The organism is Enterobacter sp. HK-058-C-ECC, assembly GCF_047531125.1.
GTDB lineage: Bacteria > Pseudomonadota > Gammaproteobacteria > Enterobacterales > Enterobacteriaceae > Enterobacter > Enterobacter quasiroggenkampii.
The window spans coordinates 1-20,486 of sequence record NZ_JBLKCH010000015.1 but is presented as its reverse complement, the minus strand read 5'-3'; the positions used below and the strand labels follow the sequence as shown (position 1 = coordinate 20,486).

Genomic DNA, 20,486 nt, shown 5'->3' with positions numbered 1-20,486 from the left:
AATGGTAGTATGGTTTTGATAATTAGAACAGCGAGTACATCAGGCACTCTATTCAAATGATTTATAAGGGAAAAATGACAATGCTTAAAACCTGGAATGATTTAGAAAGTTATACCCAATATGTCTACTCGACCTTGCTTAACCCACGAGATAATGGAGTGGAAGTTAGTCGTAACGTTATCCTTAAGGGATTAAAAGGTGAATATCAAATTGATGTATATTACCAATTTGAAAATGCAGGCTTTATACATCGTGTAGCGATAGAGTGTAAATATCACAATCGCCCGCTTGATCGCGATACTATTATGCCGTTTTGCAACAAAATCACAGATATTGGGAATATTATCGGGGTAATAGTCAGTAAGTCTGGTTACCAAAGTGGCGCACAAGAATACGCAGAAAAACATGGCATTACTTTACTGACAACTGATGATTTACCAAAATTTAACATATTGGTTGCCGATTACTTGATAAATTCAACTTTACCTACAAAAGACTGGATCGGCGAGCCTTTTTGGATTTTGATGGAAAGAGAGGAAGATAATGTTTCAGGTTCATACTACAAGTTTGCACAAAAACATAACGGAAGAGATGTAATCCCCTTATTCTTTTCAAAGCGTGAAGCAATTGACTTTCTAAATGAATCTGAGCAGTCACTGCATTTTGCAATAAGAGGTGTTCCACAACATTATTTGAAACGGTTGATAGCAATAACAGAGCGGTTAAAACCTTTATTCTTCTTAATGCTTCCCGCTTTGAATGAAGAACAAGCCAAAGGTTTATTAATTGAACCAACTGAATTAATGAAAAGATATCTACTATCAGAAATATCACCTGAAGAATATCAAGAGTTTTACGTTAAAAGGAAGTCGCGTTACAAGAATGAGCTTACTCTTTTTAAAATATTAAAAGCAATGAAAGGTAAAATTGGTGCAGAATTGGCTGAAAAAATTTTAAAAAATAAAAAAACGTAATTGCGGAGCCGTGATCACGGGAACCGTTCAACCTGATGTGCTTGCGTTAAAGGTGAAGTGAAGGGCCATTTGCTGAAAAAAAGATTAAGATTTCGATGCAAAGCAAACGGTCTGCTGTGTGCCAAAACCGGACGTTGCTGACACCAATATAAGGAATTAAATAGAATGGTTCTAAATGTTAAGAGCCATCACAATACAAAGCACGCTACATTAAAAAAATAAAATTAGCCATCATCTTGAATAGCACATATACAATTTGCTAGCCGTGTCGGTTTTAAAAGTCGATAAGTATATTTCTTTTTTAAACTCTGAATATGCCCTGCCAATGTGTATCCACTACGTCTTGATAAGTTACTTTTCAAATCGGATTCAACTTTAGTATAGTCTTTCACAAAAGCATTGTTTGGTGACTCAATCATAGCTTCTATAATATCAGCTAACCCTTTAAAACCCATTTTTAAATTATCTAGATCGACGACATTTAACTCTTCAATGGCTAGCGTCAAGTCAGAACTTATATCTGTCACACTATCACCCTGAAAAGCGACAACCCATTGCCCATGAGCAATCCTATTCCTGAGTGTGCTTGGCGTTTTCACATAGTCAATGATTAATTGTTTAATATAAATCTCAGCAGAAGATAATTGAACAGAATTGAATGTTGGTGCTAATAAAACTTTAGCCTTAGCTAGTTTTAAGCATCTACGCCATTTAGCTTCCATTCCTTTTATGTTTTTTATATTCTCTATTTCGCTTAATTCAAAACCATAAGGTGTGTGAATTAATTTTGAGAATAATGCTTCAGTCCAGGCGGAATAAATTAGCGAAAGAGTTTTCGTATGGATTCTTGCCTCAGTATCTCGATCATTTTTTAAAGCAAGATTCAAACTAATCTTAGCAATACGCCAAGCGCGATCCAATTCTTTAACGTTTTTTGTTTGGGATTGGAACACGATAAGTTGTTGGGCTCTATCCATAACGCGCCTTAGGATGAAATTTGCGACTCACAAGTATGGAAAAAATACTTAGAAAATATTTTTTCCATACCTGGAATTGAACCAGGAACCTCCATCAAACCTCAATAGATGCAGATTTAAAGGCGCTCTACCAAATTTGAGCTATATGGGCATAGGCATGATTACAAGCATGTTAAGTTTTGTCAAGTTTTTTGTCGGTAACCCAATGTTCAGCCATAAAATGGCATTAATCGACTAATGCATGAGTAGGAAATTCAGACTGATAGCTATCATCAAAGCTATAAAATAAAGCTAGCGGTGCTGAACTGCTTCCTGTTGTTTAACACGGCATGTTTTAAGTAATAACATCATCATACTGCGAATGTCTTCTCCTCGCTCATAGCAGACCTCGCAACACTACAGGCGGTCCGCTGTATGCCAGGAGTGGAACCAGGTGTGCCAGAGACTCTCTAAAAGTTGATGGTTCTTTTTGTATGGATACTTACACGTTTATCACGTGCAGATTCCATCACTTTCTCCTTATCGCAGAACGTTTGTATAGGCTTCTAGCCTTTATTCAAACCGCTGTTCCCTTTCACTATCTTCCCTTTGTTCACGTTCTTTTTGGCGTTCGACCCACTGACTCATTTTTTCACAAACTGTTTTGGCAGCCTCGGCGATATCTGGACGCTCGTGTTTACTCAACGCACCGATGACCCTTGATCTAGCTTGCATTATGTTCGCCAAGCTACCAGTCCAGGAGGATGGAGTGATTCGCTCAGCAAAAGACTCCAGCACAGCTAATGGCTCAGGAGAGGCCTCTAACAGTTCTATAGCAGCTTCGTGTAGGGTTAGTACATTCTGTTCATCATTCTTTGACCAGAGAGTCACACCAGCCGCAATGGCAGCCCAAACACTGGGATCATTTCTGGCACGGCACCATTCAATCAAGACGCTAGTACTTACATCAGCAAGAGGAGAACGGCGTAAACTGCCACGACGAATAAAGAACTGTCTTCCCTGCTGCTGTTCCTCGGTGCATTCAAAAATGCAATTGAGAAATGATTCAGGCATTAACGCAACAGTTGTTGCTATAGTCTTCTCGAATCCCAAAAAATATCCATAGTGTTCATCAATGACATTGAAAATTGCGTCCAACCACTCAATTTTTTTTGCCTCATTACCATCGAAACGCAATGCGGCATCGATAACTCGCTCCATGTAAAAATCAATTGTCCCTCTTTGGCCTCTGTCGCTGTTTTTAATCCGCTGGATTGCAGCAGCAAGACCAATCAACCGAAAGTCTGCGCCAAGCGTATCTGCCGATTTTTCTTTACCATGCAGTCTCATGGAGAGCGCATGCAAAATGACATTATCTCCGCTTGCTTTACTCAGGAGTCGCTCAGCAAGCTCGAGAAGACGAATTCTCGGCAAATCGGCGTATTGTTCTCGCCATAAAATCGACTCATACATGAAAGGGCGAATGTCTGGATCTTCCAAATACTTCATGCAGCGATCCAAATCATTTACTGTAAATTTCCCCCAAGGATGCAAGCCAACCAATACCTGTCGAAGTTCAGGATGCTGCGCACATTGGTCGAGAAACTTCTGTGCCAATGATGGATCGACAGAGTCAACTTCTTCGATGAATCCCCCAACAACTCCAAAGTCTTTGTTAGCATCTGGCTGTTTTTCAATTTGTTCAACAAGTCGCTGCCAGCCAATACGTAGATCATGTGCCCCTCGAGCAAGCCCTCGACCAAAGACAGCACGATAAGGCATTCCACCGATAGAGAACAGATCTGCTCCTAACTCCTCAAGAACATGATTTGATAAGGCAAAGTCCTGTCCCAATTGAAGTGCTTTAGCTTCAAGTCGTTTTCCTGCTGCGGTATATTTATCGGAGTCCTCATGATCAAAATCCGCATCCAGTGCCCAATAATCATGATTTGTACTCAACAAGTATGTCTTTATTGTTGGAATTAACGCATTGGGCTTCAACTCCTTCTCTAAGGCAGCAAGATTATCCGGCAACGGCTCAACATCATCTCCATCGCCATGCTTGGTATAGTCAAAATAGACCGTTGAACGAACGGCTTTCCAGCCTTCCCCCCAAGGACTTAAAGCATTTAATGTACGGGCAGCATCGACGAGTTTGTCTCGCATTGCTTCTTGAAACCAAATTCCTCTGAATTTGTCAGCCAAGATTGATCTTGCAGGCCTTTCAAGCTCAGGATCTCCGGATGCCGCTAATTGGATAATGACGTCAATAAAGGCGCTGCGCCATTCGACAAGTTCATCATAGTTGGGTTCGTATCCATAGTCTCTTGGTCGAGCTCCAAACTCACCAACCCCAAACCCTGACCACGGTGGGCCATCCAGGGCAGTTGACAGCATCTTTAAGCCCAAAGATTTACGCGTAATAATACTTGATGCAATGCACTCGTTCATTAAAGCAATACGCTGGCTTAGGGATGCATGAGTACCAGACATATACGCCAGGAAAAACCTTGGGACCATGTTTCGAGCAGAATTCAGGTCATTATTATCGGCTTCGTCCTCTGCCATTTGAATAAGAAGCCTGGCGCATCGTTCAAAGGCGTTCGGTTCGTATGCCATCAATTGTAAAAGACGCAGAATACTACGTCGCTGCGGATTGTAGCCCGGTTCCATAACTTTGAAATCAGATGATGAGAGTACGGCCTCAATTCTGTTGAGCAATGCTTCAGGTGCAACGGGTCCGATATACCCAAGTATTCGTAACGAAATATCATTTAACTCGGCTATTCTTCCTAACATTCCTTCAGGCTGAAGCCAGGCTTCTACAATTTCTTTCGCAACAGGATGGTCATGTAACAACCCCAAGCGATGCGAAAAAGACATTAATAAACGCTCACGACCCGGAGCTTCAAAAGTCGCCCTAAGTTGATCGACGGGAATACTGTCGAGTGCGGATGCTGCCAATCTGTTAGCAATGGCATGAGGTAAGATAGCTCTCCAGTGAGATCTTTTCTGAACGATATGACGTTCCATCAGCTTCTTAACGGCTTTAAATAAATGGGTTCTGGAATACCCAAATAGCGCCCCTAATATTTCCAGTTCGTCGGTAGCAGCATCTGGACTAGATACCGAGAATGAATACACCAGTGACAATATTTCAGCTTGCTCCCGTAAATTACCATCAGGATGATTACGCTGTTCAAACAAGCGATTAAACAACTGTGCATCAGAGATTAGAGCCAAACTCTCGCCTTCCACCCCTCTTTCAGCTATAGCCAAAGCAACTCTTGCATTCCCATCTGCAAACTCAGCAATACGACGGGCATTATTCTGACCAATAGAAGGGAAGCGACGGATAAGAAGTTGCTCTGCCACCCCTGGACCATCTGTCTCAATATGGATGACCTCAGTTGTCTGTGGTTTGTCATCCCTAATGTCGTACTCGATTGTGATGAGGCTTACTTCTTTTCCTGCGGCTGATACCTTGCTGGCAAGCGAAGCATGGAGTTCTGATGGACAATTATCAAGGATCATAATTACTCGTCGGTCCTCAGCGATCAGCTTATCAAGCATTGCTGTAGTCGACGGTACTGGCTCAGAGCCAGTATCAACATAAATAGCTACTGTCCGGTCAAGCGCATCTGTTCCAACAGTTTCATCAAAGAGCGCCTGAACGATCCGAGTCTTCCCGACACCAGATAATCCTGTAATACGAACCGCCTTATTCGTCGAACGTATAAGTTCTCGCATTGGGCTAATTGCTTCATCAATTTTGAGTTTTTGCCCCTTTCCCGACGGTAAAGTAATGGTTACACCTGGGGCTGAGATTAAAGTGTCTGTAACACCTTGTGGCGGATTGCTCCAGGCTCCGTAGGGTTGCCAGCCGGAATACCCTTGCCCAAGCTTCCCTTTTACCCACAGCATGACTGATGGATGTTGGCGCAGCCATTGAATGAGTTTGGAACGGTCGTAGAAATCAACATGAAGATTGCTTTTGTTAGGATCATCTTTTACTGCATCCCTCATCGCATTAAGACGATCCGCCTTTCCTGACGGCGAGCAATCATCACCCAGGCTGACAATGATGTAGCTACCTTGCTTTCTGGCTTGTTCAGATATGATGGGTGAAAGCGTTTGGCAGGTGCTCATTTCCTTCTCAATTGTAGCCTTTGGCATCTTATGTTTCTTTGCCTGAAAGACCGTATTAGGCCTTACAAGAAAGCCTGGTTTCAGTTGATCAACTGGAACTTGAACATGGATATCAATCCCTCCGTCAGGGGCTGTAATTGAACCAGACCAATTTACACATGCTGGGCTATAGCCACGCATTGCCACTTCAGCTTCTGCTAGCCGAGCTATCAGCTCTTCCAGCTGGATATCGGAGAGCCGAAGTAATTCGTCCTTTTCAATGTCAAAGATTGCCACGCCTTCACCTTAGTAAAAAATTTTTGCCATTATTCATACTTTGAGTTCACCAAAAACCGAGTAACCTCTATCCATTCTCCAAATACTCAGCTTTCATGCATCGTTCGTTTAGGTTGACATCCTGTGAGTAAGATTAAAATACAACTGGCGTCATCTTCGTTTCCCAGATTTTATTCAAAATTATCAGCTTCACCTTTCTTGATTAGGGCATCAGATGCGGCAATAACTTCTTCTTTCAACTTCTCATGCCACAACCAGAGCACGGAGCTATATAGCAAACGTTGATCGTTTGGTGAAACTGAGATTATCGCCTGAGTGGCCTGTATTAAGGACAAGCTGGTGCACTGAATCGGCTCTAACAGCCCTTCATTAGATGGTCCGCATAGCAAGAGATCTTTATTTGAAAGCGATGTACCGAGCTTGAAGCCAATGCTGTCAATTCCTGCATGAATATACTGGTTGGCAAAGCCGTAGTGCGGTCGCAAAAAGTCCAGCTCGACAAATTCCTCAATATCACTAAAGCGAACCTTAGTTCTGGCACTGGGTTCTTTTCCTAAAGCTTTTGCGGCCCAACCTAATTCATTGCCGAAACCCGCTTCATACTTATCAACGATATCATTTCTTTCGAGATCAAACCGACTTAAATCTTCTGGGGAGAAAGAAGTAAAACCCAACTCTTCACTATATTTATTATAGCGATTAGCAGCTTTTCGCCTCTGTATGCTCTGAAAATCCGTGAATCTTTTCGCCAGGTCTTCGTCGCCTTCTGCAATAAATATCAATATGGCCGTGGTTTCATGGAGCGTTCTCCAACGGGACATTGCACCGTCTGCAAAGCCACCCTTTAGAAGATGAGATATCTCGCAGGAAACCTGGACAGCACGTGCGTGCAGTCGGGTGGTTATGTTCAGTTTTGCGGACCTTTCTCCAGAACCGGTGCGATACTCACTGTTTACCTCATTACTGATTTCAGTACACCCATAAATTAATGCATCCAGCCGCTTTAAAGGGGACTCCCATGTTGTAAATAGTCTTCCTGTAAATGCATCTAAATTTTCGTAGTGATCCTTTAATACCTCCCCTTTAGCCTCATCCAAATACTCGAACATTTTCAACGCAACTAAATGCTCTATGTCTTCAGAATGAGTATCTAACCACTCAGCCATCTCTGCGGGAGACATATTGCCGCTACCAGCCACATCCTGTATCTGAGAAAGTACTTTTTTGTTTAACAAGTTCAGTTCCTTAGAGAGGGTCAGCACTCCGTCGACGTAGTAAGTGGCCTTTACGTCGACACTAGCGGGGCATCAATACGGGAGTAAACGAGCAGACAACCAGCTTCTTCGATCCGCGAGTGAAGGCTACGTAGAGATGTCGGGCATCCATCTCCTCAGTGGCGGTTATAACGGCCACTTCCGCCTCTAGTCCCTTCAGCAACAGAGTACTACCAATGGCACGTTGCGCAAGGGGCCGAATCTCGTGTCGGTTTCGTTCGCGCTCCCGCACCGTGGCCTCGGCAAAGCTGCAACTCCCCTCCGCAGCTATTTGCATCGCGCGCAGACAGCAATACAACACATCCGGACGATAGACTCGGGCATTGTTTTGCCTGGTCAATGCGCGTAGTGCCTCGATGGCCAAGGGAAAACTTGGGGCATTAGTGAAAGCGAGCAGTGTGGCTTCTGCTTCAGTCGCTGGATTGTGTGCAGTCCCCCTGCGTAAGCTCTCCAGTCGGCGCTGCAAAACAGCTACTCCGACCTGCGTCATAACCTCTGAGGCAAACTCCACTAAACAAATCAGTGCGTCAGCAGACTGCAGGTTGAATGTCGTTCCAAACAACGTGAGGTCGGCGAGGTCGACGGGCTCTACTGCAGCAGCACCCGGTGTCTGACTGGCCATTTGCCGGCGACCACGAGGGTTACGGCTATCGCCAATCACCAGAACGTCTCCTTCCCGCGTAACAGCCTGTGTTAACGCAGCGGTGAGCCGCTGCTGAATGGCAGTAGCCGGTTGCAACTCGACCCAGACAACCTCCGGCGGGGCCTGGCGTAAATCAATGCCACCTCCTGCTAGGAGTATTCGCCGACACTCCAGAAGCCATTGGCCAAATTCGGGCTTGCCTGCGTTCGTCCAGCGCCAAGGCTGGTTAAGCTCGCCGATAGCAGTAAAATGCGGAAGCACGTGGGTATTCCAGTCCACAAGCTGATTACCGCGAAAGCCGAAGATAGCCTGCATCGGGTCGCCAAGAACACATGTGGGAAGTACCATGGAAAGTGCTGTAACGAGATCGTGTTGCACTAAATTGCAGTCCTGGTACTCATCGACAATCAGATGGGCATAGCTTGCTGCGAGGACCTCATTGAGGTGCCCGCTTTGAAGTAAATGCCTGGCAGCCATGCGTATTGCTGGGTAGTCGGCTCCGGGATTCTGGAGCAGAAGGACAGCAGCAGCAACAGCGCTTCGCTGCGGAAACATCGCCACCAGCCGCATGGAAAAACCATCAATTGTGGCAATGTGGTAAGCCGAAGCGGGCACTCCGGCTTTTTGCATGCGCAGACGCAGTGTTGTAACACCCGCATTGGTATGAGTGAGGATGAGAACCGGCTTTGCCCCAGTATGTTGGGACAGTGTATCGGCGATGAGTTGCGTCTTGCCACAACCAGCAGGGGCCGTGATCGCGCCTCGACGAAAAGCGAATAAATTGTACTCAGGCGGCATGAGCCCACCGGTAGAGGCGAGTGATCATAGCGACAAATTCTGGCTCTGAGATTTGGCAATAGGGACCAAGAATATCGCGTGCCACATCCTCGAATTTGGTGACCGATTTAAACCAACCGTTTTTACGGTTACGCGCTGCCAGCCCCAGCAGTTGTCGCGTTGCGAGGGGATATGGCATACCTAGCTGTTGTCGCTGCAGCCGGATTTGGGCGAGAGCCAGTTGTCCGTTTGACTGAGTCTGGATATGCGCAGCCACCAAATCTTCTTCCACAAGGTCTATGGCTCGCTGAAGCAGAGCATCCACACCCGCATCCGGCAGACTCAGAAACAGTTCGTCTTCCAGAGCACGTCCTTCTCGCCAAGTGATGTACTCCCCACCAGCATCCACGTAGGCCTGTACGGTCGCCGCAGTGGGCGGCTTATCTGCATCAACCATGACCAATACCCGATAGCCAAGCTGGCGCAATGCGAGTCCGCGAACAAAGCACCGGTCAGGCTCTCCGCCGCCGACATTCACATATGCAGTCCCAGCGGCTAGCATCGACGCTCCGTTTATGTTCGTCCAGAAATGGTCCAGGCCACGAATTAGACCAACTTCACTGGCACCCTCGCAGACTATGACGCTACGAGCGAGAAACGCTTCCGGATCAGCCCTAACGGTGCTTTGAATATCATCAGCGACACCTACCTGGAGAACCTGATGTGCACCATCCGGAGACTTACGTACCACGAAGAGCTGATTGCCGTTAAGCTCGCGGACAGCGACCGGGGAATGGGTGGTTAGAAATACCTGGAGGGGTGGGGAATTTTCCTTCGCACCAAGGGAGTTCAACAATCGGGTAAGGCGATGCGGTTCCAGTCCGTACTCTACTTCGTCGACCAGAGCGACAGACGCCTGCTGTGTTGCTGCACGCTGCATTCCTGCGACCAGTAGACGAGATGAGCCTGTTCCCAGTGAGCGCAAGGGCACTCCTGTAGCATCGTGTAGCGCAATGGCTCCGTCGCCGATCGATACAGCGTGCGCGTCCAGCAATGCCTGGGTGCCGCCACCCACTGGCACGCCAAGTTCATTGGCTTTCTGGTTCACGATTTGCAGTGTTGCGGCCAGCTGTACACCAGCCTGACCGCCGAAACCGTTTCGGGCCTGGCGTGCCGCATTGGCCAATTCAGCGCCAAGATTTGGTCGTTCTGCGGTCAGTCGATTGAGTACCGAACCGCGTGTCCATGACAGGTTGGAACTAGCATAAGTCCCGAGCCGGGCTGGGGCTAACAGTAACCGATCCTTCCAAGCAATATTGCGCTCCTGCCCTTGTGCCTGAGCGCGCTGTGATACTAGCGACCAGACAGGCTCTAGCTCGCTATCCACTGTCAAACGTAAGCAAAGAACCGTTTCCAGACCCTGTTCAGGTTCTTCGGTGACTAACCCGTTTGCACGGTCGAAGGCCTGTAAATAATTTCCGTACGAATCCAAGCGCATCAGAGCACCGGGCAACGAACCAAGCGTCAGAGTGATGCTGATGGGCTGGGTTACATCCAGCCCATAAAAATCAGTATCGGCAAAACTGATATTGCGGCGGGCACCAAGGCAAAGGTCAATCGCATCGAGAATAGTAGTCTTACCGCTGTCTCCTGGGCCAATCAGGCAGTTGAGGCCTGGTGAAGGTAGCCAGTTCAATAAACGGATAGTTCGGAAATTCTGGATCTCGACTTTACAAATTCTGGTCACGGAGTTGCTCCTTAATTCTCATTTTCTTCATCTGCAACGTGATCGCGAAAGACATCCGTGAAGAAAATATACAGCGCAAAAAATATATTACGCTCTCAACGAGAAAGGATCTAAACAGAGATATCTACCTTACTGTTTTATCTGATCGTTCTTTGATCTACACCTCAATCTTGTGGCATGTGCGAGGAACACGCGGTCCGTATTTTGCTCGCTAAGTGTGCGAGTAATGAAGAAACTCTAGTATTAGCCTTGCCTGCTTCTGGCATACAGCAGATAAACACGTAACTCTAAAGCGTCTACTGAGAGCGAAAAGCAAACCTTACGCAATCTTTTTTAAGGGATTTCTCGCTATGATGTTAAATACTATTACTTTTGTGGGTTTTAAGCAGCGGGGAACTTGGTGTTATGAAGTCCAGAAACGGGCCAAACGGAGTGCATTTCTTCGATCGGAATACAGGTTTGAACATCCTATTAGACGAATTGCACCTTCAGGGGGCAGTTTGGTCGACGTCTCCCCGTCAAGTCTCAATAGCACTCACCAATCTTTGCGATCTCCATTGCGCGTACTGTTTTGCGCCCAAACACAAGGCAGTGCTGCATACTGACCAAGTACTTAGCTGGTTAAAGGAATTGGATACTGAAGGATGCTTCGGCATCGGCTTTGGCGGAGGGGAACCAACTCTCCATCCAGATTTCGTCGAAATATGCAAACGGGCTGCCGGGGAAACTCAGCTTGCCGTTACATTCACGACCCATGGTCATCGTTTGTCGCAACAATTAGTTAAACACCTCAAAGGATCAATTCACTTCGCGCGTATTAGCGTTGACGGGACAGGCAGTACCTATGAAGAACTGCGCGGAAAACCTTTTGCCAATTTACTTAAGGGAATTGAATCGATTGCAACATTGTCGCCCTTTGGAATAAACGTCGTGATAAACGAACGTACAGTCTTTGAGCTTGATGCAGTAACTGAGCTGGCGCAACAGTTTGGAGCTAGTGAATTGCTGTTATTGCCTCAGCAAGCAACTAACGCGGTCGCAAGTATGAATGAAGTGGTCGGCCGAGAGCTCAAGAACTGGGTCTCCAACTATAGAGGAGAGGTTCGACTTGCAGTAAGTGAGGTGGGAGCGTCAGGACTACCCATATGCGATCCTCTTCCTGATGAAACTGGCCTTCGAGCCTACGCGCACATAGACGCTTCCGGCATATTGCGTATGAGTTCTTATTCAACCACCGGTGTGGATATTGGCGAAACCGGTGTTCTGTCAGCGCTTAAGCGACTTCGTAATACCTTAGAGATGAAATAAGGGGCACAGTAATGAAAATTTGGAACGGATATGGTTCTGAGCATTCGATGAACTTAGTTCTCATCGGAAAATTCAAGCAAGAGCAAGATGCAGAGAAGGTCGAGAAGGATATTAAAACGCTCAGTACTCAGGCTGAGAAAGATGAATGTTACTCGATCCCTTTTGATGAGCCAGAGAATCAACGGTTTTCAGATGAAATGCTCTCATTACTATGCAGCCTAAAACTCCACACTTTAGGACCAACCGATCTTGGTCAATTGGTGTCAGATCATCATCTAGATCGAGAAGGCGATAGAATAACAATAACTACTGATGAGGCAGAGGTATCCGCGTTCGTGAAGCTGTTTGTCGAGGCTGGAGCAAAGGTCGAGATTTTCTCAGCGCATGACTATCCGTCCGATTCCAGCGATGCCAGTTGAAAGAGGATGCATTGATGCCTGAAGTAAATTGGAAAGTATTCAACGAACTGCCCGGTGCAGCAGATGTGAACTTCGAAAACCTTTGCCGCGCTCTGGTACGCCGACACTATGGTCGTTTCGGTCGCTTTAAGCAACTTGCAAATCAGCCTGGGGTGGAGTTTCACCTCGAGCTGACGGAGCCTTGTGATCTCGGTGCGCCACCAGGCTGGATTGGTTGGCAATGCAAGTGGTATGAGCTGGTGAATGGACAAGATTTGGGAGCCTCCCGCCGCAACAAGATCATCGAAGGTATCGAAAAGACGCGTAAGCATGTCCCTGGAGTAACCAACTGGAAGCTTTGGACTCATCACACGTTAACAAAAGGTGATCAAGAGTGGTTTTTCGCGCTAGAGCGAGACCGCTTCCCCGAATTGAAGTTAGAACTGCTCACTGCTACTGATATCGAAGATCTTTTGGTCGGACCGGGAGCGCTTTTACGGGAAACCTACTTTGGTGAACTGGTTCTAACCCCAGAGCTAATTGCTGAGCAGTATAAGCTTGCCGTGGCTCCATTTAAGAACCGCTACCAGCCAGACGTTCATGTAGCGGTGGGGGCTGAGGAGAATATATTCAGGCATCTGTGCAGCCAAAACGCATGGGAATCTCTGGAAGAACTCTCAAACGCTTTAAAAAAGAATTATACGAGCATTGCTTCGGTTACTGAGCAACTCAAAATTGAGCTCAGGACTGAAGTTGAATTACTCCTGTCCCGGGTTATTGGGTTGACTGAGTTTATTGATGGTTTACACACGGCGCTCGGCAAAGGTGACTTTAACTCTGTACATCAAGCGTTGGTTTCAAATCCTCGTCAGCCGGTACGTTATGACAGGCTACTTTCGAAATTGCGTGGAGCTCGCTTTGACGGGGCTCCGTTAACCGCTAATTTGGTTGCAGATATTCACATGGTTTCGTCTGTTCTCCGCAGTCTGGAGCAGTCAATTGGTGCTCGGGCAGTTGCTGTACTTGCGGCGGCAGGTGAAGGTAAATCTGAACTTGCAGTCAAGGTAACCCAGCCAGAAGGGGAATTCCCAGGGGGAATTCTCCTATTGGGTAAGAATCTTCATTCAGGTCAAGGGCTTGATGATCTCGTAACTGCCTTCAAGATTTCTGGGAGGCCAGCAGAAAGTTTCGACCGCTTGATTGAGGCCGTAGATGCGGCAGGCCAGCGTGCAGGCAAACGCATACCTATTGTTATTGACGGTCTGAATGAGGCGGAAGATCCGAGAAATTGGAGGGATGAATTATCCCGAGCGGATGAGCTTCTAAAGAATTTTCCTTATGTTTTGTTAGTTGTCACTCTTCGCAATGAATTTGCCCAGATGTGTCTGCCTGAGGGGTTTCCCCAAGTTGAACATAACGGGTTTCAGGAAGATCCGAAGACAGCATTTGACAAGTACTTTGAGTACTACCAGATCGATGCTACCGATGCGGATCTACCAGTCGAACTCTTGCAGCACCCCTTAACACTGAGAATTTTTTGCGAAGTAGCAAATTCTCCTCGTCAGCATATTGTCGGAGTGGAAGCATTGCCCCGTTCGCTTGCAAGCCTGTTCGAAGCACATTTTAACAAGGTTGCCGCACGAGTCGCTGAGCTTTCACCGGCGATGCATCGCATTTATCAAGATGACGTTCAGGATGCACTACTGACGATCGCGGGTCTTCTTTGGGATAACAATGCGAGAAGTGTGGATTTTCAAGCTACACGGGCGGCAGTTCGGGATATGGGGTGGAACGATAGTATTATTCGTGCACTGGAGTCTGAAGGCATACTAGTTAGGACTATTTCTCAAGAAGGTAGGCAAGGAGTTGCGTTTGCATACGACCTAATGGCCGGACATATGATGGCGCACCACCTGCTCAGGAAGCCTGAGTTGGTCCAATGGTTAAAAAGCGATGAAGGGAGCGCAAAATTTAAATCTCATGGACCTGATTCGCATACCTTCGCTTATGACGTATTCCGGGCTCTGGTTGATCTGTATCCGCAACACTCTGGTAGGCGGCAGCTTTGGCAAGACTTGTCGGATGATATACTCGTTATGAACGCTCTGTTATTGACGACGCAATCGGACCCAAGATATATCGGGCGGGCTACTGTTGAACGATTTGCTCAAGCTATGCAGGAGTCGAAGCGATTTGCACAATTTGCTTTCGAGAAGCTACGGAGCATCAGGGCTGCACTAGCACATCCGTTTGATATGAGCTTTTTGCATGATGTGCTAATGGCGATGTCCAATACTCAGCGCGATCTTTTTTGGTCCGAGTGGATTCGTCAAAAATCTGAACAAGTTAAAGATGACTTAAAATTCTTGTCGACGAGATGGAAATTGGGTCATCTGGATGAGCGTGAACTTCGGAGAGTTCGCTGGGTGATGTGGACATTGACGACGACATCCAGAGCTTTGCGGGATATGGCTACCAAAGCCCTGTATGAATTTGCCATCAGGCGGCCAGAAGAGTTTTTCCGGTTGGCGATGGAGACAAATGCAGTTTCAGACCCATATGTCCCCGAGCGAGTGTTCGCCGCAGCCTACGGTGCAGTCCTGACCACTTGGTCGGATATCGATGCAGTAAAGTTACATGATGCGTTGCCACGGTTCGCTCGTGAGATTTACCAAACCATGTTTGTACCTGATGCTACAGCTCCTACTTGGCATGCGTTATATCAACAGTACTGTCTGGGAATCATTGCCATTGCAAGGATGGTAGATCCAAATTGTTTTTCAGAGGATGAAGCTGCTCATCTTGTTCCGCCTTTTAGCCATCTGCCTAACGTATTTAAAAGCATTCGTCAGTACGATACAGCAGTCATCAAGCAAGCGCAGAGCGCAGCGATTCGAATGGACTTCGGTAACTATACGATTGGGAGACTTATTCCACATAGATCGAACTACGATGACAGCAACCCAGAGTACCAACAGGTGTTGAAGGCAATTATTTCTCGAATGCTGGTGCTTGGTTATAACCCTGAGCAGTTCGAAGCTATTGATCGGCAAATGTATTCCGGCTCTCGTATGGGAGAAGACAAACACAAAATCGATCGATATGGCAAAAAGTACGGCTGGATAGCTTACTTCGAGATGTGGGGACTGCGATACGCGCAGGGCCTCCTTTCCGAAGACCGCAGCGCTCGTCCATCGGACGCAGATATCGACCCGACGTTCCCGCTAGACGCTATGAGCATTGATTTGCCACTTCCAGCCTTGTTCAGCGAACAGTCGTCGGATGATGGGGATTGGATCATGAGGGGGCCGCAACCTGACTACCGTAGCATCCTTGAGATTACGGAAATTGATGGTCTGACGGGGCCATGGATCCTACTTGACGGTTTTGTTGAGCAAAATGCTACCTCGGATGACCGGCAGATTTTCACTTTCCTGCGAGGAGTATTCGTAGATAGCCAAGAAGTTGACAATTTATGTAGGTTGTTCACTGATCTTGAATATCCTGGCAACAGCGCCATCCCTGATGCTCCTGGCTACTATTACACCTATGCTGGTGAGATGCCTTTCTCGTCGATTCCGGGGCTGCTAGTCGCAAATGAACAAGAGGATGATAGTGATGAAAATTTGGTGTCCGCAGACAGATGGTCAGGCAATGGCGTTGCGGTAGATATCACTGTGCAGGACTACAACTGGGAGAGTTACCATAGCGTGGAGAACCAAAGCAGCGGTGCGAGCCTACCCTCAAAGCAACTTTGTGAGGCTTTGAATCTCAGATACCGTGCAAACACATGGGATTTGCATGATGCAGCAGGTGTGGCATCACTGTACCGCAAAGTTGGCGAGTATGATTCGGCTGTCAGTGGCTCAGTCAGTTATCTGCGCCGTGATCTACTTGATCGTTACTTGATGCAATCCGGCAAGGTATTGGTATGGCTTATGTGGGGGGAGCGTGGTTTTCATTACCGCTCCAACAAGACGCACAATTTACACAGGTATTACGTGAATCACCAACATATTCACAAGCGTATTCATATCCATCAGGTAGCTTCTGAGTGCTAGTAACCAAAATATTGCGGGCGGAGTCGCTATATGAGTTACGAATTCAGAAATCTTTCACCCGTAAACTTTGAGAATCTTATTCGGTATCTCATCTGAAAGTAGAAGGCTTCACTTCGAAGCCTTCTGTGCGGGCCAGATAGAGGCATTAACGATAGACATGTTCGTGCTGACCTGCTCCCCGTTGATTAACACACCCCGATGTTAGTAATGTCTTCATAAGCCACATGAGGACATACCCATGAAGAAGCGTTTTTCCGACGAACAGATCATCAGTATTCTTCGCGAAGCGGAAGCCGGGGTTTCTGCCCGTGAGCTCTGCCGTAAGCACGCCATTTCCGATGCCACTTTCTACACCTGGCGCAAGAAGTTTGGTGGCATGGAAGTTCCTGAGGTGAAGCGGCTTAAATCTCTTGAAGAGGAGAACGCCCGCCTCAAGAAGCTGCTTGCCGAAGCCATGCTGGATAAGGAGGCGCTTCAGGTGGCTCTGGGGCGAAAGTACTGACGACAGACCACAAGCGGGAAGCCGTTAAGTTTATGTGTGATGTGACCGGTCTGTCGCAACGTCGTGCCTGCAGGCTTACTGCTTTGTCTCTGTCGACCTGCCGCTACGAGGCTCAGCGTCCGGCGGCTGATGCGCATTTATCAGGGCGCATCACTGAGCTGGCACTGGAGCGCAGGCGTTTTGGCTACCGCCGCATCTGGCAGCTGCTGCGTCGGGAGGGCCTTCACGTCAATCACAAGCGGGTATACCGTATTTACCACCTTAATGGACTGAGCGTAAAACGCAGACGACGCCGTAAAGGGCTGGCAACCGAACGGTTTCCGCTTCTGCGCCCGGATGCGCCGAACCTGACATGGTCGATGGATTTCGTTATGGACGCACTGGCCAACGGTCGGAGAATCAAGTGCCTGACCTGTGTGGATGATTTCACGAAGGAGTGTCTGACGATCACCGCTGCTTTCGGTATTTCAGGCGTTCAGGTCACGCGTATTCTGGACAGCATCGCGCTGTTTAGGGGCTATCCGGCGACAATAAGAACCGATCAGGGCCCGGAATTTACCTGCCGCGCGCTCGATCAATGGGCCTTTGAGCATGGTGTGGAACTACGGCTTATCCAGCCAGGTAAGCCAACGCAGAACGGATTTATTGAGAGTTTTAACGGACGCTTTCGCGATGAGTGTCTGAATGAACACTGGTTCAGCGATATTCTTCATGCCCGGAAAACGATTAATGACTGGCGGCAGGATTATAACGAGTGCCGTCCCCATTCATCGCTGGATTACCAGACACCAGCTGAATTCGCAACGGACTGGCGAAACAGGAAATATGAAGAAAAACCAACCGACATTACTAACTGAAGGTTGTATCTAACCCTGGGGGCAGGTCAGTTTATGCCGTTACGATTTATGGTTCCTTTATAGAACCAAAGGTAAAGTCAGAAACAACAGTTATCTAGAAAATTCAATCAAATAGATATCTAGTTACAGGGAAGCCAGCAATTCCATCGGCGATCACCAGAGTCGACTGATGAAGTCCTGAAAGCCCGCATGGCGCAAGCCCTGCGGGCTTTTTTGTACCCTCAACATGTCCCGCGAAGTCCGTAAAATTTCCCGGCGACACAGCAACATCACGCCATTAAACATTATTTCTCTCATGCTCAATAAGCCATTCTTTGCGTGAAATCCCCCCTCCGTAACCTGTCATCGCACCATCTTTTCCAATTATCCTGTGACAGGGGATCACAATCGCAATCCGGTTGGCACCGTTAGCGGCAGCGACGGCGCGCACAGCATTTGGCTTATTAAGCCGTAGTGAAATGGCCTGATAGTGTGAGGTCTGTCCATAGGGAACAGTACGCAACGCATGCCAGACGGATTGTTGAAAATCACTGCCCGGAGCATCTAAAGCGAGATCAAACTGTCGGCGCGTTCCGGCAAAATACTCGCCGATCTCTTTTACTGTCTGCCGGGTATGGCTGTTTTCGCCGGTGACGATTCTGGCGTTAAATAAACGCTGGATATCGCGAAATTCTGTTTCTAACATCCGGCGATCGGTAAACTCCAGCAGACAGACTCCCCGGTCTGTCGCGCAGACAAACATCGGTCCAAGCGTCGTGGTAAACCGGTGAATGACTATCACCTGGGTTGCCTGAGTCGGCGCTGCGCCAGTAAGCCGCTTGTAGGTGTAACCAAAGCCGCTCAGGGATTCATAGCCATTGTCCAGCGCAACGTCAGTCGCCGCTCGTCCACTTTTCAGCTCCTGCAGGGCGACGTTCACCCGCTGCATTCGCTGGAAAGCCTGAAAAGTGATGCCGTGATGTTGCAGGAACCAGCGCCTTACCCGCTCCGGGCTGATGCCATGCTGACGAAGCTCCGCGTCTGCTACACGGGATTTGATATCGCGCCTGACAAGCGCAAGCGCCTGCTCAACGAATAATGGCGCGCTGTGCGCATTTTCCACAGGTCTGCAGACCTTACAGGGACGAAAGCCGTCCGCCAGGGCAGATTTGGCATCTTTATAAAATTCGACATTTTCGCGCTTGGGCTTTCGCGCCCGGCATACCGAAATGCAGAATACGCCCGTGGTTTTGACGCCAACAAAAAACACGCCAGTGTAGTCTGAAGCACGTTCAAGTAATGCCTGATACCAGATATCGCATAAATTCTTATCGGTTATTTTCATCACCAAAAAGTCCTTCAAACGTCTGACGAGATCGGATCGCATGCATGACATCAGTCAGCGTTGACTGTATCGCTGAATGAACAAAATTGCCCATTGAAATGCGGCTTACCCCTGCCCGTTTCAGCCTGTCGAATGACGGAAGATCGGGCATACACATGACATTCAAAGGCAATCCCGTTGCCTCTGCAATGAGGCTGATGTCTTTCTCTGACGTCAGGCAGGGAACAAAAAGGCCCTCAGCACCTGCAGCTTTATAGCGTTGACCCCGTAATATCGTCTCCTGCAACGCGTCTTCATGCCCGAGCAGGTACGTGTCAGTCCGGATGTTCAGAAACAGGGTGTAATTTTCGCTTCTCAGCGTATCGCATACTGCTCTCAGGTTACGGGAAAAGTCAGAGGCATCGTCAAGCTGACGAACCCCGTTTATGACTCGGCTGTCTTCGAGGTTAACGCCTGCGACGCCTGTCTGAGCAAGGCGCCGCAGATTGTCTGCTATCTCTTCGGCTGAATTACCATACCCTGCTTCCATGTCAACGCTCAATGGCAGGCTGCTGGCAGCCCGGATCCGGGTGACCATATAAAACAACTCATCAAACGGCACTCCCTGCCCGTCGTCATATCCCAGTGTGGACGCTATAGCTGCACTGGACGTTCCCAGAACCTGGTAGCCTGCTTTTTGCGCTGCGACAGCACTGGCGGCATCCCAGACGTTGGCAATAAGAAGAGGCTCATGCTGATAGTGGCGTTCTGCAAAGTTCATATTCATATCCTCTCGATAGATTGAAAATGAATCTAAGCACTCAGGAAGAACCTCACAACCGAAATTCAGACGACCATTTTTTAGCAAACGTCGTCTGAACATGGGGGGCGGAACAGACCAAAACCTTTCAGGCCCGGGCTCCGGCTTTCAGCATGGCTAAGCAGACGAGGCTCTCCCACATGTTCCCCGGTGAAAGCATGGAGCAGGTGACCCAGTGTTCCGGCGAACACAATACGCTGAGCCATGATTTCGTCATAGTAGAGAGGGTCTACCACAACGACAAAATCAAGATCGGAGTATTGATCGAACCCGCCATGAACAAGCGAGCCGCCAGCGAGAAGGGAGTGAATCTGCGATCATTCCACCACAATCACTACGTCCAGCCCTGACAGAGCTCATTCATCTTCTCGCTTGAGAAGCTACCCTCTCCCCCTTTACCAACATCAACGACACCGCCCCTCCCCCTATGGAGAATAAAAA

12 protein-coding genes and 1 pseudogene are annotated in these 20,486 nt (G+C 47.8%); 5 read left to right on the top strand and 8 right to left on the bottom strand.

Annotation, left to right across the window (positions count from 1 at the left end; translation table 11 throughout):
* Positions 1-80 precede the first annotated feature (80 nt).
* Positions 81-974, top strand: coding sequence for a restriction endonuclease (locus ACMWJS_RS20440; protein ID WP_158002250.1), 894 nt, complete (start codon positions 81-83; stop codon positions 972-974).
* A 224-nt stretch (positions 975-1,198) separates the two neighbouring features.
* Here the strand turns inward: ACMWJS_RS20440 and ACMWJS_RS20435 are convergent, their stop codons facing one another.
* The 5 genes from ACMWJS_RS20435 to ACMWJS_RS20415 form a co-directional block, all read right to left on the bottom strand.
* Positions 1,199-1,951: a hypothetical protein gene (locus ACMWJS_RS20435; RefSeq protein WP_042893231.1), complete on the bottom strand. Its 753-nt coding sequence runs from the start codon at positions 1,949-1,951 to the stop codon at positions 1,199-1,201.
* Between the two features lie 552 nt (positions 1,952-2,503).
* The gene (locus ACMWJS_RS20430; RefSeq protein ID WP_414747483.1) at positions 2,504-6,355 is read right to left on the bottom strand and encodes a hypothetical protein; all 3,852 of its coding nucleotides are present in this window, start codon (positions 6,353-6,355) and stop codon (positions 2,504-2,506) included.
* Positions 6,356-6,525: 170 nt separating this feature from the next.
* Entirely contained in the window at positions 6,526-7,590 is a 1,065-nt protein-coding gene (locus ACMWJS_RS20425; RefSeq protein WP_414747482.1) for a DUF5677 domain-containing protein, read from the bottom strand.
* Positions 7,591-7,651: 61 nt separating this feature from the next.
* The gene (locus tag ACMWJS_RS20420; protein ID WP_414747481.1) at positions 7,652-9,070 is read right to left on the bottom strand and encodes a UvrD-helicase domain-containing protein; all 1,419 of its coding nucleotides are present in this window, start codon (positions 9,068-9,070) and stop codon (positions 7,652-7,654) included.
* A complete protein-coding gene (locus ACMWJS_RS20415; RefSeq protein WP_367143751.1) occupies positions 9,060-10,796 on the bottom strand; it encodes an ATP-dependent nuclease in 1,737 nt (578 codons plus the stop codon). The genes ACMWJS_RS20420 and ACMWJS_RS20415 overlap by 11 nt, the downstream gene beginning before the upstream one ends.
* A 405-nt stretch (positions 10,797-11,201) precedes the next feature.
* Between ACMWJS_RS20415 and ACMWJS_RS20410 the strand changes: the two genes are divergently transcribed.
* From ACMWJS_RS20410 to ACMWJS_RS20395, 4 genes are all read left to right on the top strand, one after another.
* Positions 11,202-12,104, top strand: a complete 903-nt coding sequence (locus ACMWJS_RS20410) for a radical SAM protein (RefSeq protein WP_114191455.1) — start codon at positions 11,202-11,204, stop codon at positions 12,102-12,104.
* A gap of 11 nt (positions 12,105-12,115) precedes the next feature.
* Positions 12,116-12,523, top strand: coding sequence for a DUF6375 family protein (locus ACMWJS_RS20405; protein ID WP_025421272.1), 408 nt, complete (start codon positions 12,116-12,118; stop codon positions 12,521-12,523).
* A 14-nt stretch (positions 12,524-12,537) separates the two neighbouring features.
* The gene (locus ACMWJS_RS20400; protein ID WP_414747480.1) at positions 12,538-16,563 is read left to right on the top strand and encodes a hypothetical protein; all 4,026 of its coding nucleotides are present in this window, start codon (positions 12,538-12,540) and stop codon (positions 16,561-16,563) included.
* 238 nt (positions 16,564-16,801) lie between these two features.
* A protein-coding gene (locus tag ACMWJS_RS20395; protein ID WP_414747479.1) for an IS3 family transposase occupies positions 16,802-17,922 on the top strand; the annotation gives its coding sequence in 2 pieces (ribosomal slippage) (positions 16,802-17,060 and positions 17,060-17,922; 1,122 coding nt in all).
* A gap of 277 nt (positions 17,923-18,199) precedes the next feature.
* Here the strand turns inward: ACMWJS_RS20395 and ACMWJS_RS20390 are convergent.
* The 3 genes and pseudogenes from ACMWJS_RS20390 to ACMWJS_RS20380 all read right to left on the bottom strand — a co-directional run.
* Positions 18,200-19,246 carry a bifunctional transcriptional activator/DNA repair enzyme AdaA gene (locus tag ACMWJS_RS20390; protein WP_414747490.1) on the bottom strand — a complete coding sequence of 349 codons (1,047 nt, stop codon included), beginning with the start codon at positions 19,244-19,246 and terminating at the stop codon, positions 18,200-18,202.
* Positions 19,230-20,006, bottom strand: coding sequence for an isocitrate lyase/PEP mutase family protein (locus ACMWJS_RS20385; RefSeq protein WP_414747478.1), 777 nt, complete (start codon positions 20,004-20,006; stop codon positions 19,230-19,232). The genes ACMWJS_RS20390 and ACMWJS_RS20385 overlap by 17 nt, the downstream gene beginning before the upstream one ends.
* Positions 20,007-20,164: 158 nt before the next feature.
* Positions 20,165-20,362, bottom strand: a pseudogene (locus tag ACMWJS_RS20380) (nucleotidyltransferase domain-containing protein); the annotation flags it as partial.
* Between the last annotated feature and the right edge of the window lie 124 nt (positions 20,363-20,486).

Bases quoted from the DNA above. Each gene is read 5' to 3' on its own strand.
- ACMWJS_RS20440 (WP_158002250.1), top strand. From the start codon at position 81: ATGCTTAAAACCTGGAATGATTTAGAAAGTTATACCCAATATGTCTAC.
- ACMWJS_RS20435 (WP_042893231.1), bottom strand. From the start codon at position 1,951: ATGGATAGAGCCCAACAACTTATCGTGTTCCAATCCCAAACAAAAAAC.
- ACMWJS_RS20420 (WP_414747481.1), bottom strand. From the start codon at position 9,070: ATGCCGCCTGAGTACAATTTATTCGCTTTTCGTCGAGGCGCGATCACG.
- ACMWJS_RS20410 (WP_114191455.1), top strand. From the start codon at position 11,202: ATGAAGTCCAGAAACGGGCCAAACGGAGTGCATTTCTTCGATCGGAAT.
- ACMWJS_RS20405 (WP_025421272.1), top strand. From the start codon at position 12,116: ATGAAAATTTGGAACGGATATGGTTCTGAGCATTCGATGAACTTAGTT.
- ACMWJS_RS20400 (WP_414747480.1), top strand. From the start codon at position 12,538: ATGCCTGAAGTAAATTGGAAAGTATTCAACGAACTGCCCGGTGCAGCA.
- ACMWJS_RS20390 (WP_414747490.1), bottom strand. From the start codon at position 19,246: ATGAAAATAACCGATAAGAATTTATGCGATATCTGGTATCAGGCATTA.
- ACMWJS_RS20385 (WP_414747478.1), bottom strand. From the start codon at position 20,006: ATGAACTTTGCAGAACGCCACTATCAGCATGAGCCTCTTCTTATTGCC.